This window comes from Streptomyces sp. NBC_00258 (assembly GCF_036182465.1).
Lineage (GTDB): Bacteria > Actinomycetota > Actinomycetes > Streptomycetales > Streptomycetaceae > Streptomyces.
The window spans coordinates 5,591,872-5,606,147 of sequence record NZ_CP108081.1 but is presented as its reverse complement, the minus strand read 5'-3'; the positions used below and the strand labels follow the sequence as shown (position 1 = coordinate 5,606,147).

Annotated in this window: 12 protein-coding genes; 4 read left to right on the top strand and 8 right to left on the bottom strand. The window is 63.7% G+C overall.

What is annotated here, in order from left to right; all coding sequences use genetic code 11:
- Window positions 1-359 precede the first annotated feature (359 nt).
- Together OG718_RS24810 and OG718_RS24805 are read left to right on the top strand one after the other, a co-directional pair.
- The gene (locus tag OG718_RS24810; protein WP_328845202.1) at window positions 360-1,181 is read left to right on the top strand and encodes a LamG domain-containing protein; all 822 of its coding nucleotides are present in this window, start codon (window positions 360-362) and stop codon (window positions 1,179-1,181) included.
- A 676-nt stretch (window positions 1,182-1,857) separates the two neighbouring features.
- Window positions 1,858-2,124, top strand: coding sequence for a DUF6959 family protein (locus tag OG718_RS24805; protein ID WP_328845201.1), 267 nt, complete (start codon window positions 1,858-1,860; stop codon window positions 2,122-2,124).
- 1,016 nt (window positions 2,125-3,140) lie between these two features.
- Here the strand turns inward: OG718_RS24805 and OG718_RS24800 are convergent.
- The 3 genes from OG718_RS24800 to OG718_RS24790 form a co-directional block, all read right to left on the bottom strand.
- Window positions 3,141-3,467, bottom strand: a complete 327-nt coding sequence (locus OG718_RS24800) for a GYD domain-containing protein (RefSeq protein ID WP_328847825.1) — start codon at window positions 3,465-3,467, stop codon at window positions 3,141-3,143.
- Between the two features lie 590 nt (window positions 3,468-4,057).
- On the bottom strand, window positions 4,058-4,567 hold the full coding sequence (locus tag OG718_RS24795) for a hypothetical protein (protein WP_328845200.1): 510 nt from the start codon (window positions 4,565-4,567) through the stop codon (window positions 4,058-4,060).
- Window positions 4,568-5,450: 883 nt separating this feature from the next.
- Window positions 5,451-5,837: a hypothetical protein gene (locus tag OG718_RS24790; RefSeq protein WP_328845199.1), complete on the bottom strand. Its 387-nt coding sequence runs from the start codon at window positions 5,835-5,837 to the stop codon at window positions 5,451-5,453.
- 446 nt (window positions 5,838-6,283) lie between these two features.
- Between OG718_RS24790 and OG718_RS24785 the strand changes: the two genes are divergently transcribed.
- Both OG718_RS24785 and OG718_RS24780 read left to right on the top strand, forming a co-directional pair.
- Complete coding sequence (locus OG718_RS24785; protein WP_328845198.1) at window positions 6,284-7,060, top strand: hypothetical protein; 777 nt, start codon at window positions 6,284-6,286, stop codon at window positions 7,058-7,060.
- 476 nt (window positions 7,061-7,536) lie between these two features.
- The gene (locus OG718_RS24780) at window positions 7,537-8,304 is read left to right on the top strand and encodes a transposase (protein WP_328845197.1); all 768 of its coding nucleotides are present in this window, start codon (window positions 7,537-7,539) and stop codon (window positions 8,302-8,304) included.
- Between the two features lie 266 nt (window positions 8,305-8,570).
- On the opposite strand, the gene OG718_RS24775 is transcribed toward OG718_RS24780, so the two are convergent.
- The 5 genes from OG718_RS24775 to OG718_RS54440 all read right to left on the bottom strand — a co-directional run bounded on the left by OG718_RS24775 (window position 8,571) and on the right by OG718_RS54440 (window position 13,991).
- Window positions 8,571-9,179, bottom strand: a complete 609-nt coding sequence (locus OG718_RS24775; protein ID WP_143638763.1) for a hypothetical protein — start codon at window positions 9,177-9,179, stop codon at window positions 8,571-8,573.
- Between the two features lie 237 nt (window positions 9,180-9,416).
- The gene (locus tag OG718_RS24770; RefSeq protein WP_328845196.1) at window positions 9,417-9,656 is read right to left on the bottom strand and encodes an Imm32 family immunity protein; all 240 of its coding nucleotides are present in this window, start codon (window positions 9,654-9,656) and stop codon (window positions 9,417-9,419) included.
- Window positions 9,657-10,008: 352 nt separating this feature from the next.
- Entirely contained in the window at window positions 10,009-10,428 is a 420-nt protein-coding gene (locus tag OG718_RS24765; RefSeq protein WP_328845195.1) for a hypothetical protein, read from the bottom strand.
- A gap of 511 nt (window positions 10,429-10,939) precedes the next feature.
- Entirely contained in the window at window positions 10,940-12,574 is a 1,635-nt protein-coding gene (locus OG718_RS24760) for a restriction endonuclease (RefSeq protein WP_328845194.1), read from the bottom strand.
- A 353-nt stretch (window positions 12,575-12,927) separates the two neighbouring features.
- A protein-coding gene (locus OG718_RS54440; protein WP_443055140.1) for an IS630 family transposase occupies window positions 12,928-13,991 on the bottom strand; the annotation gives its coding sequence in 2 pieces (ribosomal slippage) (window positions 12,928-13,545 and window positions 13,548-13,991; 1,062 coding nt in all).
- Window positions 13,992-14,276: the final 285 nt, after the last annotated feature.

Below are 14,276 nucleotides of genomic sequence, written 5' to 3'. Positions count from 1 at the left end.
CATCGCGGATCTGCTGAAGAGTCCATCCCCGGGGAAGCCGCGCTTCTGCCATCCAAGGATGATCCCACTCGCCCAGGTGTGGATTACCGCCTTGGAGCGAGGTTGGGCGGCTGCCGGGATGAGCTGCGGAGACGTGCACCGGGGCAAGTACGCGCTCGTGCTCCGTTGTTGTCGCCGAGTCCCCGTGAGTCCCCCGTTCTGGCACGAGAGCGGCACGGGCTTGAGGCGGTGGTGAGCCAGCCGACCCTTGTTGCACCCCTGGGGGCGCGGTCGAAACTCCTTGCGCTTGAAGGAGTGAGACTGGAGGATCACTCAGGATTTTGACCAGGTTCTTTGAACAGGTTCTTTAAAGGGGGGGCATGTACGACAGATACCGCGCCGCGTTTGTGGCGTCAGGCGCCGTCGCGCTCGTGTTCACGCTCGGTGCGCTCCCTGGCGCCGCCCACGCGGTCGGCCAGGGGCACGGAGGCCGTGCTGAAGTGACGTCGCTGAGTCGGGAGGGCTACTGGCCCTTGGAGGAGGCGCCCGGCGGAATCGCTCCCAATGTGGAGCCCGATGGCCTGCCGCTGACGTTGAACGGCGATGCGTGGATCTACCACAACGAGGACATCTTCGGAGACCCCGCACTGGTTGATCAGGGCGATCTCAGGCTTGACGGCGAGGGTGACTGGGCGGCGACATCCGCGGCACCGGTCGGCGGGGACGGGAGTTTCACTCTCGCAGCCCGCGCTCGCTTGTTCGCAGCCGACGACAGGACACAGACCGTCCTGTCCCTCCCGGGCTCCGACGCCGACCGCATCGCGATCCGGTACCAGGCGGCAAGCGGGAAATGGGAAGTCGTGGTGTCCACCAAGGACAAGGCGAATGCTCCGCAAGTGGTCGTCACCGAGGAGCAGGACCTGCCCGATGACCATCCCCAAGGCGTGGGCGACCACTTGGCCGTCGTATTCGACGCCCCTGCTCATGAGCTCCGTTTCTACGTGAACGGGCAGCTGGCCAACACGTCGACCGCCGTGGACACGACCTCGTGGACGGCCTCGGGCGGTCTTCAGGTGGGCCGCTCGGCGATCCACGGTGAGTACTTCCAGGGCACCGTCGACGAGGTGCGCGCCTACTCCGGTGCTGCGAACCCGACGATGATCAACCAAATGGCCTCCCTGACGGGACTCCCCGACCTTTGAGTCCCAGGCGGGCCGGCCGGACCCACAGACCGTGACCCCCACCCGGCACGCCCGGGTCCTACCGGCGACTTGGCGAGTTGGGTTCCCCTGCTCAGGAGCGGCAGGCCCGTGAGCCTGGTGGTCGTCATCGATTGTCGCTGACCGCTGTGGCTCGCTGATGTCAAAGGCCCCGGACCCCGATCGGTCCGGGGCCTTTCGCCTGGCGCCCCCGGAGGAGCAGAAAAGCGCTCGATCTGTGCGTTCCTGCTCGGCGATGTCCGCCCGCGCGTTTTGCTCGACGCCGCGTACGGCCCGGCGGAACTCCTCGCGGCGTGGTCCTCCTGAGCATGCAGGAACACGTGTGGGCGTCAGGTCTTCATGGCCTGTCCCCCCAACTCGGGTCGGCCGAGCCTCCGACCCACGGCGACGGCGACGTCCCCCCCCCCCGCTCACGCAAACGGCCCCGGACGACGAGTCCGAGGCCGAGAAGCGCCTCCCTGGGCGAGAAACCCCAGGTCGGCGACTATCGCGTTGTGCCCCCGGCAGGATTCGAACCTGCGACACCCGCTTTAGGAGTTCGATCGAGCAGCCTCCACGGAGCCCTTCTGCGGGTACGGCTGCGCCATGCAGGACTGTCCAAGGTCGCCTGTGTACGCCGCCGTTGATGTCAGCTGGTGATGTCAGGTTGGATGGCCCGATGGAGCGTGTTGAGGCAGAGCTGTTCACCGACGGCGGGAACGATGCTGTGGTTCGCCTGCCCGGTCGCCGCTTCCCCGGTGTGCTGGTCCAGGGCGACTCACTTCACATCCTTCGCGGCGACGTGGCCGAGTTGGTGGAGGCCTGTGAACGTCGGGACCTGGCTGAGGCGGGGGAGTGCGCCGGCCTCCTACTGGAGCATCTCGATGCACTGCTGAACCGCTATTCCACGGCGTTGGAAGAGCACCAGATTCAGCGGCCGTACTGAGTGGCGGGACTCTCAGCTTGAGAAGCTCAGGTGATTCAGGAGCTGTTGCCCGGCTGACCTGGGGTGGATCGAGTTCAGCACCCAGCGGACCGTCACTTGATGCCCCGGTGTTCTCCGCGCCATCTGGCACGGGTCTGGCCCGCCAGCCTCAGTAACGACCAAGCTGGCATAGGCGGCTCAACTGTGGAAATGGGCAGGAATATTTTTGCACTGTTCGGCACAAAAATAAAGTATGGCCGACTCCCTTGTCCTCTCCCTAGCTGGAATGATCGGAACTCTGGTTGGTGGTGGCTTGGCGGGTTTCCTTTCTCTGAGGTCGGAACACCTGAGACACCAGGCCCAAGAGCGACAGGAAGAACGCCAGTCTCACAGGCAAGAGGCCTTGCAGGTAATGGACCTTCGCTTAGAGCATCATCGATGGAGAAGGGAGCACAGAAGGGAGGTCTATCAGGAATTTGCTGGGAAGGCCCAGACGGCCCGAGGTGCTTCCCTTGATTACCATCGGTCTTGCCTGCAAGGAATTTCTGATCCAGTGCGTATCGCTGACCTTCGTTCGGAGGGTAGGAAAGCGCACAGAGATGCTGTACTGACATCCTACGGAGTCGGGTTGCAGGGTCCCGAAGAGGTAGCCGCTCTGGCGAATGACTGTATCGCCAGTCTCCGGGACCTATTGAATTGCGCCGAACAACACGAAGCGAGACTATCGACAGAATTGCCGACGGAGGAAGCTACTGCCGAAATGGAGGAGCGGATAACGATTCGCTACATAGGCGTGCAGGAGAGGCTTCGAACCTTCATCGAAGCGGGGCGCGTGGCCCTTGATCAACCAATGCCTTCGGCGTGATGTCTTCTTTCCCTGGGTGTTGTCAGGGATCTTGGTGAGCTGACTTTTGCTGCTCAGGAGCGATGTGCGTGCGCTCCTGGTGGTCGTCATTGGCCACTGTCGAGCGGCCTCGAACGGCCCAGGGACGGCCCAAAAGATGGGATTTACTCGTCACTGCCGGCCACCTGGACCGCTACGCGCCGGGAGCCCGGTACTGGACTTGCCCGGCTTTGCGCAGGGCATCCATGGTTTCGTCGATGGTCAGGAGAACGGTCGTTTCAAACGAGCTGAGCGCGCCGCCTCCGCTGATCGACAGGGCGACCGCGGCCATGGAGACGTTGTCGGGGGCTTCCCACAAGTTGTAGCCGTCACTAGTGCCGAACGCGTACCAGAAGCCGTGTAGCTTGCCGCCGACGGACTCGATGTACGACTGAGCGGCCTTTGCGCGGTCCTCGGGGTGGCCGATGAGTTTCGCCCAAGTCTCCGGCGTGTAGCTGAACCTCGATAGATAGAGCGGCATCATGTCTCCCTTTCGTCCCAGCAAGGGATGCCCCACAGGGTGAGATACGCCCCCGAGGCCGCGCGCGTTTCCCCCGAACGGCCGGGATGATGACCGGCATGGCCACTGCTGTGAGCGACCCCGCCCGCATCGGAACTACAGCATCGAAGCCCTCAGCTTGGGAAGCTTGGGTCTCTTGGCGGTGGTGGCTGTGCTGAACTGCGGCGGAGTGGTGTTGGGGCCCGGTCGCGCCCGTGGCCAGTTCTCGCTGTTCCCCGTGGTTCCCCGCAGGATCTGGCACGCGAATGGCACGGCCCGTTTTGCCACGGAGAACCCGGGGCGGTAGCTCGGTCTTGAAGCCTGAGCCTCAGCCGACGACAGTCAGCCACGATAGCGGGTGCGTATACCTATCAGGCGCTCGCGGATCTTGCTGTACCCAATCGGCCTCAGTCAAGATATCGGCGATTGTTGCAGATCAGTCGCAACTAACCTTCTATTGCTACATCATATTCGGTCGCATCGGAATTCTTTTTCTCTTCCAGATGGGCGATGTACTCAGGCAGGACGGCCTTTGCTGCCACTTCATCCATTTCTTCTCGCTCCTGCTGTGCCTATCGATAGAGATCCTCGATCTTGTGCGAAATATTGAACAGCTCGTCCATAACCCGCTCAATGTCAGGGATCGTCAAGGCAGTCACCTTAGTTACACCCTTCCTCATACGACTTCGGGCAAACAAGTAGGACGGTCCGCTTGACTTACCCCAGGGTGGGTACATTATGCGTCGACCTACTGGATCCTTGACGATCAGGCCATGTATCACCTCGTTCCGGAGGTCATTTAGGATCTTGAGTTCTCTAAGAGTTGATCGAAGCGCTGCTATTCGAGGCCGTTCCGGGGGAAGATATTTTTCCGGCCAGTCGTTCCACTCGTCGAGCATAGCCATCATGTCACTGAGAATTTGTTCTGTGGAGCGCCCTTCAAATAAAACCCAAATTGGCTCTTCTGTTTCAGCGCCTGCCATGAGCCGCGCCACAGAGGAGAGGTGATAGTCCAGGTAGGTGTGTGCGTGTGCGAGCTTGCCAATTGCAGCGAAGAGCTGCTCAGTCAGTGGTTCTGCCATGTCGGTAGTGTGTCAGTTAGACGCGTCTAAGACAGCCGCATTTCAGTTGCTGAGGGTTGGACGTGAGATCAGTGGAGTTCCAATGGGCGATTCAAGACCTGTCTTCTTGCCCTGGGTCTTGCCGGGGATCTTGGGGAGCTGGGTTTTTGCTGGTCAAAGCGGTCCTCATAGGCGAGCGAGTGGTCATCATTGGTCGTCGTTGGCCACTGCCGAGCGGCCTCGGACGGCCCAGAGACGGCCCAGCCAACACCGTCACGAGCGTCGGCCTATCGCGTTACGCAGTGCCTCGAACCAACTCATGAAGAACCATCGAAGCCACCACATCCAGCCTCTCCGGCTGCCTTGCGGTTGCGGTTCCGGACGCGCCGGCATACGTGGAAGCCGGGGAGGAGTAGAGACACGTGGGCTTCGGCTTCGTCGACCTCCACCACCGTGCAGATGGCAGCAGCCCATCCATCCGGCCGGGTTTCCGCACGCTCGTCCCTGCCGTGTCACGCCAGCGCAACGCCCCATGACCGGAGTTTGGCCGAGCGCGCGCGTGGAGGGGGTGATTGGGGCAACTCCCACGAGAACTGCGGAGTCCAACCTACGGAGACGTCGCCTTGGGAAGGGCGGACGTGACTGGCGGCGAAGTTCACCAGGTCGTTCCGGCTGTGGCGGCAGCACAGGGGAACGGCGCATCTCGACTGTGGCGAGCCATCATTGACCGTGATTGACCGCACAATGTGGCACGAGGACTGCTTCCCGAAGCAACTTGGGCGGGAGCGCTGCCTTGGGCTGAGGTGGCTTTCACCTGCGCTGATGATCCGCAGACGTCCACGGTCGTCCGCCGGTGTTCGTCGGCGCTGTCACGCAGTTAGACACTCACGCCACGCAGGCTCCTTCACTCCTCTTCGGGCGGGAGGAGGCGATCGGCGCTATCAGCGTCGTCCACATGTCCGTGCTTGTCGACGGTGATTGGAGTGGTTCGCCCCTTGGAGGTGACGAGCCATGCAAGGACCTGCTCGGTCAACGGCCCGTTCTCCGGGCCTTCGTCCTTCCAGTGCGCACGCCAGCCCCCTCCGGGGATGGCGGCCACCACTTGGTCTGCTTGCTCCAGGTGCGAGAAGTCCGGGTAGTCCGTCACCGGGCGCCGAGTACCGCGCTGCGGATCGACAACTAGGGCAACGCCTGTGGCCGTGTCCCACGCGTCCACGTCCACAGTCCGAGCCATCATCGTCTCCGTGCCGGTGAACATCGCGAGCCAACCGGTCCCGTTGAAGTAGTGCATGCGGTCATCCTCCACGTCGGCGGCCGGCTCTGACAGACCAACTGCGGTGCCCTGGCGTGACCTCAGCTTGGGAAGCTTGGGTGCTCAAGAGGTGGTTCCTGTTCTGACCTGCGACGAAGCGCCCCTGTGTACTTGGCTTGCCGGTCCACGAGACCCCGCTGTTCCCCGTGGTTCCCCGCTGGATCTGGCACGCGTCTGGCACGGACGCTTTTCGTCTCGCTGTGTTCGGAGTCTTCGCAGGCGGGCGGTCTCCCACACGGGGCACGGGTAGTTTCGTCCCGCAGATGCGCCGCAGATCTGTTATGAGGTGGGCGAGCTTGGAGCGAGCTGGCCTGGAGTGTCCTGCCCCAGTGCGCAGTTCGGCGAGCCGATCACACCGTCCAAGGAATCGCTCTGAACCGAAGGAAAGCCACACGGGCTCTGCCGTGATCGCTAGCCTGGGCCGCGTGTCGGCTGCAGAAGATACGCCAGAGGTGCCTGAACTTGATGCGGCGCCCCTCTCTAAGTGGGAACGCCTGGCGGCGTCACTGTCAGGGGCTGCCCTGTCGGGGGCGGGTGTCGCTGCAGTTTTTGTCACCAGTAATCAGGCTGGTTCGGTTGCACTCCTACTTGTGGGCGTTGTGCTTCTGATCATGGGTATCAACGGGTCTCCTCTTACGCGCGCCCGTTACCAGGACTATGAGCTGTTCATGACACGTCGGCGCCGTCAGATCGTGGCGAGCATCGAGCAAGATTCTCCAGAAGAGGCGCGGCAAGCTCTCCAGGTCTTGACCACCGTTGATCCGGGGGCGTCCCGTGACCCTCTCGTAGCTCATGTCTCTGCGGCAGTCCTGGAGCGTGAGGTGATCAACCGGCTGACCGTCCTGTTCCCCACAACTTCGTTTGCTGCCGGGCCTGGGGATATGGGACTGGATGCCGTGGTGCCTACGCCGAACGGGACCATTGGTGTTCAGGTCAAGGGCGGCAGCACCCCTCTGAGCGGGTTGGAACTGCGCAACCTGGTCTTGGCTGCATCCCGAGCTCGCGTTCCTGCGGCTCCGGCAGGCGTCGATGCCTTGCTTGTGGTGACGAACAAGCCGCTTCCAACCAACCTGCCTCGGCGGGTTCGGGAAATGAGTGCGAGCCTTCCGACTGCAGTTGTGCGATGGGTCGATGAGCAAGACGATCAGGCTCTAGACGCAAAAATCCAGGAGCTCACTCGACGAATCTCTCCGCCTGAGTAGGCGTCACGCTCACAGCCTCTTCAGCCCAACCATCATCCTCAGCTCTTATCCCGTCTGCCAGGCAGCGTGAGCCGCAGGAGGCCGGTCGTCGGACGTCTGGGCCGTTTTCGCGTTTTCCCTTGCAGAGGCGGCGTGCTGAGCTGACCATCGACAGCACGGTGAGGCGCGTCGGCAAGGGGGACCATGACCAAGCCCACGAAGGGCGAGCCGGCCTCCGAGGCCATGGCCCGGCACAAGGCGGCGATGGCGCAACGTGAGAAGGCGCTCAAACTGATGGCAAGTCAGGCTGCCAGGAGTTCCGCAGCAGCCAAGAAAGCCAAGTTGGACCCCGGGAGCAGCCGGAGAAAGCGGCTCGGGCCACGAAGCAGCCGTTGCGAGTAGTGCGGGTGGCTACCAGCGTTCGGACGGTGTCTGGAGGTCTGCCGCCCCTAGAGGTTGTCCCGTAACCGGTGTGGCTGTTGGGGCGTTGTCCGGTCATGGGTGGGGTGATCTCAGCGGGTGATCCGAAGTGGATCGAGCCGTTTGTCGGGTTGAGTCCGGGGCAGTTCAACCGGCTTGTCGCGCTGGTGCGCCGACGCGGTGGCGACATCCAGCGAGGCCGGCCGTGGCGATTGTCGCTCGAGGACCGGGTGTTGCTGGTGGCGACGTACTGGCGCACGAATCTGACGTTGCGGCAGGTGGCGCCGCTGTTCGGGGTCTCCAAGTCGGCCGCGGACCGGATTCTGGACCATCTCGCACCGTTGCTGGCGATCTCACCGGCCCGCCGCAAACGGGAAGACACCGTCTACATCGTCGACGGCACCCTGGTCCCCACGCGAGACCGCAGCATCGCGGCCTCGAGCAAGAACTACCGGTACTCGACGAACCTGCAGGTGGTCATCGACGCCAACAGCCGCCTGGTGGTGGCCATCGGCGATCCGCTGCCCGGCAGCCGCAACGACTGCAGGGCTTTCAGCGAGTCCGGAGTCGACCGGGTCTGCCGCGGTGTCCCCACCATCGCGGATGGCGGCTACCAGGGCACCGGGCTGCTCATTCCGCACCGAAAACGTCGTGGTCAAAAACATCTGAGTCCCGTGCAGGAAGCGGAGAACTCGGTCCACCGTCGCGCTCGGGCACGCGTCGAGCACGCCTTGTCCCGGCTGAAGAACTGGAAGATTCTGCGGGACTGCCGACTCAAGGGCAACGGGGTCCACCAAGCCGCACTCGGCATCGCCCGCCTCCACAACATGGCCCTCACGGGATAACTCAAACCCCATACGGGACAACCTCTAGGGAAGCATCGATGACCCATTGAGACCGCCTTCCTTCAGCCCAGGTGATCCGGGGGGCCTAGCAGTCCCGCTCTGAACCGGCAGTGCCCAACACCGCTTTAGGAGAGAGGCCGGCGGATCTTACGGCTGAGCTGCGGCTTCGCCGGTCGAGGCGGCAGGCGAGTACTAGACCGCGGGACACTGGTGCTGACCGTGGCTGACCCCTGTATCTGGCACGGTTGTGGCACGGACTTCGCTCGTCAACCGCCGTTAGTAGTTCCGGGGCGGGGATCGGCCGATCGGATGCAGTCGTTGAGGGCGGCAAAGGACACTCGTGGACCGGCCGCCGCGCGAACGGTGCTCAGGCTGACGCTGTCCGCGTTTAGGGCAGCGACTGCTGGGCGGGGGAGTACGTAGAATTGCCACTGGGCCGTGTCGAGCGGGTTGTAGGCAGCGTGTTCACGGGCGGTCTGGACGGCGAACACGTAGACGTCGGCGTTGTACGACTTCGCCTCCGAGAAACCGTTCTCGGATGACCATGTGCAAGCGCGGAGTCCACTGAAGCGGATTTGAGAGGGCGTGCGCTGCTCCCAGGCTTGCAGATAGGCACCGGCCTTGACCTCGATGCGCAGTCCGTCGTCAGTCTCGACATCGTGGCTTGCCCACTCCACCCGGGGCTCGTGGGAGCCGACCGCCTGGTGGACCAGGAATTCGGCGAACAGGCCGCGTGTGTTGTTCATGCGGAGGTCCGGCATGGCAAACCGCCAGAAGTCAACCACGGTGGCGTCCGGGAAGCCGACGATCGACTCGTCGCCGCGGAGCGGGGGCATGGGACGCGGGGTCAAAGGCAGACGGGCAGGCTGCTTCATGGGTCCGCAGTCTGCCAGCGAGGCGTGGACGCTTGCACATCTGCTGTCGGCAGCCCTTGCCAAGACGCTGGCTGGGTGGTCGCGGAAGTGGAGCCGGGTCCACGCTCTCAGCTTGGCAAGCTAAGGGCATCAAGCGCTTGGTCAGGGCCTGACCTGCGACGGAGGGAGGCAGACGCCTGGCGGACGGTCGATGGGTTCCCCGCTTTTCCCTGTGGTCCTCGCAGCATCTGGCACGAGTCATTCGTCGTCGCACCTCTCCAAGACGAGGCTTGCGGACCCCTCTTCAAGTCCGTTGTTCTCCTCCAGGTGGAGATGGGCGCCGTTCGGGGTGCCGTCCTGGGCCAGTGTGAGGAGGTGGCCGGCCAGGGTCTTCAACCCGGCGGCGTTGGCCTCAATGACGATCTCGCCGCCCAGGTTGCGGACGTCGATGCGTGCGCCAGCCTCCCACGTGAAGACTCTGGTGGTGCCGTCGGTCACCGCACTTACGTGAGTGGTCGTCGATGGAGCAGCGCTCGGTTCAGGGGCCATACCCAAGCTTCGCGTACTCAGGAACCGTCAGACACCGAGGGTGCACGCTTTCCAACTGTGTTGGTGGGGTGTTGGGGTGCGTGCAGGGTAGTTCACCTGCGTTCATGGGCGGTTGCCCGTGGGGCTAGCTCGGTGCGCGGTCCTCGATGAACGGCCGTGAACGGAGCTGAATGAGACGGAAACTGAGACGGGCTGGCCTGGTTGTGCCAGCTGGTGGCCAGGGCTTCCGGCTCCATAGACGCGGCTCAATCTCCGGACAGGCGCAGCACGCCCCAAAGCCCAGGGTTGAGCGGGCCACATCTCAGCGCCGCAGACGACTGTCAATATGTGTGACAACCAGCCAGTGCCAGGACTCGCCGCGGTACCTCGTGTCGAGCTCATCAACTTGAGTGAAGCCCTCCATCCAACGTCTACGCCCGTGGTACTGCGCGAGGCACGAACAGGTGCAGTACGGGCCATGGGCGTTCTTACAGCTTGCGTTGCACTTCTCATGCGGGTTGTACTCGCGGCCAAGCATCAGGTGTTTATGGCGTCCCAGGAGCCTGCCGACCATCACCAGAAAGTGGTTCTTCGGCACCGTCCAGCACTCGCGCTGCGGGTCCCACACTGGCCGCGTGCTGGTCGTCATCATGGCGTCGATCGAAGCGATGTGCCCCAAAGAGGTGGTGTGGGGCAACCAGATACGAAGTGCGCCGGATGCAGGGAGGGAGAGAGAAGCCATGTGTCGCTGCTGCCAGGGCGGCAGCCACGCGGGCGCCGGAAGGTGTTCCGCTGGTCGCTTCGCGGGCTTAGCATCACGCCTCGCGCCTTCTGTATCCCACACAGGCTGCTGGCCTTCTCCTTTGCAGCGAAGCTCGCTGAACTCAGTCAGAAGATGAGGGGCCACTAGCCCTTGCGCGGATCGTTCGACGGGCTGAGTGCAGTGCGGGCAGAGATGCACAGTTCCCCCTCTTCGCTGTGATCCCGCTGGGCTGCCCCATCATGCTCTGCACCCTGCAGTTGTGGCAGCGATTCCAACTACACGGAGGCTCCAGAGTGGGTCTACGGAGTTCAGTGAGAGGACCAGGGCGTGTCTTCTTGTCGGGGATCTTGGGTGACCTGCCTTTGCCTGTTCAGGGGCAGTGGTCCCGTGCGCCTGGCGACCGTCGTTGGTCGTCCTTGGCCACTGTTGAGCGGCCTCGGACTGCCCGGGACGGCCCAGCTCCTTAGTCGGAGTGAGCCGCCCGTCGGTCTCAGCGTGAGGGGCGCCTCTTCGGGGGGACCGGGCCAGGGATCACATCCTTGCCGAGGTGTTCCTTGATCAGGTATTTGAGTTCTGGCCCTTCGATGAGTTGGAGCCGGCCATGCTGTCGGGCGAAGTCGTGGCTGGCCCTGCCGAACCACGATGTGGTGATCAAGACCCCTTTGGCAGCACGCTTGTGCTCAACCACTCCGGCGAGTGCCTGGACGGACTCGACACCCACGAGCTTGTTGTAGCGCTTCGCCTGGATGATGCACTCACCGTTGAAGACGGGGTCCTTGCTGACGGCCACAGCGTCAACGCCCTCGTCTTTGGACGCCTGGGTGTTCCAGGCCTCCATGCCGATCGCCTCGAACAGTTGGCGAATCAGGTGCTCGAACTCGGTGGGAGTCAGCTTCACCAGCACGGGCCTGCTGTCCAGGCCGGCGACTACATCCATGCTGTCCATCAATCGGTACTTCGACAGGTCGAACTCGACGATGGGGCGAATAGGTTCGAGATCGTAGGGATTGGGAGACACCAGCGCGTTGAGTCCCCTGAGGCAGTGCGCTGGATCAACCTGACTGAGACGGAGCTTCCCGAACTGGTCCCTGCTGGCGCTGAGCGTCACCAGACAGGGCGAGACCTCCTGACCGGTGGCCCGGTCGATGGTCTTCACATGGCCGTTCAGGATCACGCCATTGACGACCCGGTCCGGATCGCTCGTCAGGACCTCGTGGACTGTCCTCAGAGCGACTTGCGCCAGGACGGAGGCGTAAAGCTCTTTGCGCTCTTTCTCCGGACGAGGCAGCACGGTCGTCTCGTCTCGGTTCTTCACGTACCGGTAGCCCCGCGCGGCAGGAACGATCGCCTCAGGAGGCAAGTGGATCTCAACGAGCACGTCACCGGTGGCAGGACGAAAGGCGATTCGATGTTCGTGCGGGAAGCCCACTGGATACTCCGACGCATCCAGAACAGCACCAAGATGACCTTCGACCGCCGTGGGCTCCCCGACCCTGTACGCCTCGCGCTCCTCGTCCAACTTCCCGTTAAAGGTCGCCACCTCGTCAAGGGCTTGCGCTTCGGCCTGGCGGTGCTCAGCACGCTTCCGCTCCAGTGTCGCCAGCCGCTTCTCTTCCACTCGGCCGTGGCGTTCTTGTGCCTCGCCGAAACGCACACGCGCCTCGGCAACCTCAGCTTCATAGCGCTTCCTGCCAAGTCCCAGGACAGCAGCCAGACCGCCGGGCTCAGGTGGTGCAAACTCCTCCCAGCGCGGGGAAGGTTCCGGTCGGGACCAACGACGCTCGTCTAACTCTTTGGGTGTGTGGGTCCTCCGCCGGCGCTCAAAGGTCGTTGGCGGATCGCCAACCAACGCGTCACGGAGCAACTGCCCCAGCTGCTCGACCTCGTGTTCGACCCCGATCGTGCGCACCTGCGCCTGCTCGGCCTGCTGCTCCTGATACGCGGCCTTCCGCTCGCGTTCCTGCCGCTTGCTGGCCGTCTCAGCGGCCTTGCGTTCCCGCTCCGCTTGTCGTGCCCGTAGCTCCTGGGCACGCCGTAGAGCTTGCTGCTGCCGCTGATAGTCGTTACCTCGGCTACTACCCCGTTGTGCCACCCGCTTACCCCTCCCCTGGCCGTACTCCGCCACAGGGCTGCATTCCCCTTCCACAACGCAGAATCACGCAGGGCAGAGACGTCACCTCAGCTGGACCGCAACAGTGCGCCGTGGACTCAAGTCGTCTGCGCCTCAATTGACGACAGTCAGCCACGACGGCGGGTTTGCCGACCTGCCAAGGCGCGCGTGTGCCTCGCTGCACCCCCACTGGCCTCAACCACGCTGTCGAGGTATCGACGACCAGAGAGAGCCAGGACGGCTGGGGTTGCGAGCACATGGCCTAGGCCATCGGATTGAGAAGCTGTGATCATCTGCGACTCACCGTTGTGTTGACCTGGCTGAATGGCTACGTTAAACGCCTTACTGACCTTGAATGCGCGATGTCGTCATGGTGCGGCGGTTGCCAGTCCGGTGCCGGTGAGGCAGCCGTCGAGGACGTCGTGGCGGTACTGGAGCTGGCGTAAGCCGCGCCGGACAGTGGTGATCAGGTCTTGCGGGTCGGCGAAGGCGCGATTGGCCATGGTGGTGCGCCGCAGTACCGACCAGATGCCCTCGACCGGGTTGAGGTCGGGTGCGTAGGGCGGGAGTTGGTAGACGGTGAGCCAGTCCCGTTCGGCGATGTAGTGGCGCATCCCGGCCGTCAGGTGGGTGTTGAGGTTGTCCCAGACCAGCACGATCGGGCCGTCGAGTTGCTGGTGTGCGGTCTGGATCAGGTCGCGGTAGTCCTTCCAGGAGAAGCTTTTGCGTCCGTCGGGGCGGGCGTCCGGGCAGGGCCGGTAGATCAGCCGGGAGCGTTCGCCGGGTTTGTAGCAGGCCAGGGCGGCGACGGATAATCGTCGGCGGGAGCGGCCCCGTACGCGCACGACGGGAGTGCGGCCGCGGCGGGACCATGTGCGGGCGGTCGGCGGCGTCATCGAGAAACCTGCCTCGTCCTCGAAGACGAGCCAGGCGTCGAGCGCCGCCACGGTCATTCCACGCGCGGCCAGGTCTCCTTCGCCCAGCCGGCCACCGCTGTCTCGTCGCGTTCCAGGGCCCGGCGGGCGGGGAGCCGGCAGGTCCAGCCGTGCCGTTTGAGCAGGGCCGCGACACCCTGGATCGTGTAGCTCCGGTGGAACCGGCGTCCGATCAGGGTCTTGATCCGTGCCAGAGTCCAGGTCTGGTCGGGCCAGCCGTGCGCGAGGGGGCCCTTGTCCAACTCCCGCTCCAGGACCGCGAACAGCTCATCGCCCAGCAGCGGCAGGGACGCCGGTCCCCTCGACGCGGGAGCCCGCGTCCCACCTTCGGCCCACGCTCTGCGCCAGCGCTGCACCGAGCGGACAGTGACCCGCAGGTCATGAGCGACAACGGCAGTGTCGTCACCTCGCGAGAATCGCTCAGCCGCCTCTGCCCGAAGTCGCTCCCGAAACGCCCGACGCTCGGCGGTCAACCCGCCACCCTGCGCGTACCTCATGAAGACGGCATACCGCCGGGATCACCAACTGTCAGCCCTCACGACACCACGCTTTGAAGGTCAGTAGGCAAGGCTGAGGCAGTGTGACTCCCTGCCATTCCCCGCTCGATCTGGTGAGTAGTGGTGCAGCGACGACTGAAGGCCAAGCGACACGACACTCACCAGATGTCATGGTCGTACGGAGGGTTACGGCGGTCGGAGTGATTCCCTGCAAGGTTCAGCAAGGAAGCTGACAACTTCCGTTGTGTCCCGCACTTCGTGGTGGTCGGCAAGGCAGCGACGGGT

Coding starts and splice junctions, on each gene's coding strand:
- OG718_RS24765 (WP_328845195.1), bottom strand. CDS start 10,428: ATGGCTTCTCTCTCCCTCCCTGCATCCGGCGCACTTCGTATCTGGTTG.
- OG718_RS24795 (WP_328845200.1), bottom strand. CDS start 4,567: ATGGCAGAACCACTGACTGAGCAGCTCTTCGCTGCAATTGGCAAGCTC.
- OG718_RS24790 (WP_328845199.1), bottom strand. CDS start 5,837: ATGCACTACTTCAACGGGACCGGTTGGCTCGCGATGTTCACCGGCACG.
- OG718_RS24805 (WP_328845201.1), top strand. CDS start 1,858: ATGGAGCGTGTTGAGGCAGAGCTGTTCACCGACGGCGGGAACGATGCT.
- OG718_RS24810 (WP_328845202.1), top strand. CDS start 360: ATGTACGACAGATACCGCGCCGCGTTTGTGGCGTCAGGCGCCGTCGCG.
- OG718_RS24800 (WP_328847825.1), bottom strand. CDS start 3,467: ATGCCGCTCTATCTATCGAGGTTCAGCTACACGCCGGAGACTTGGGCG.
- OG718_RS24775 (WP_143638763.1), bottom strand. CDS start 9,179: ATGAAGCAGCCTGCCCGTCTGCCTTTGACCCCGCGTCCCATGCCCCCG.
- OG718_RS24780 (WP_328845197.1), top strand. CDS start 7,537: ATGGGTGGGGTGATCTCAGCGGGTGATCCGAAGTGGATCGAGCCGTTT.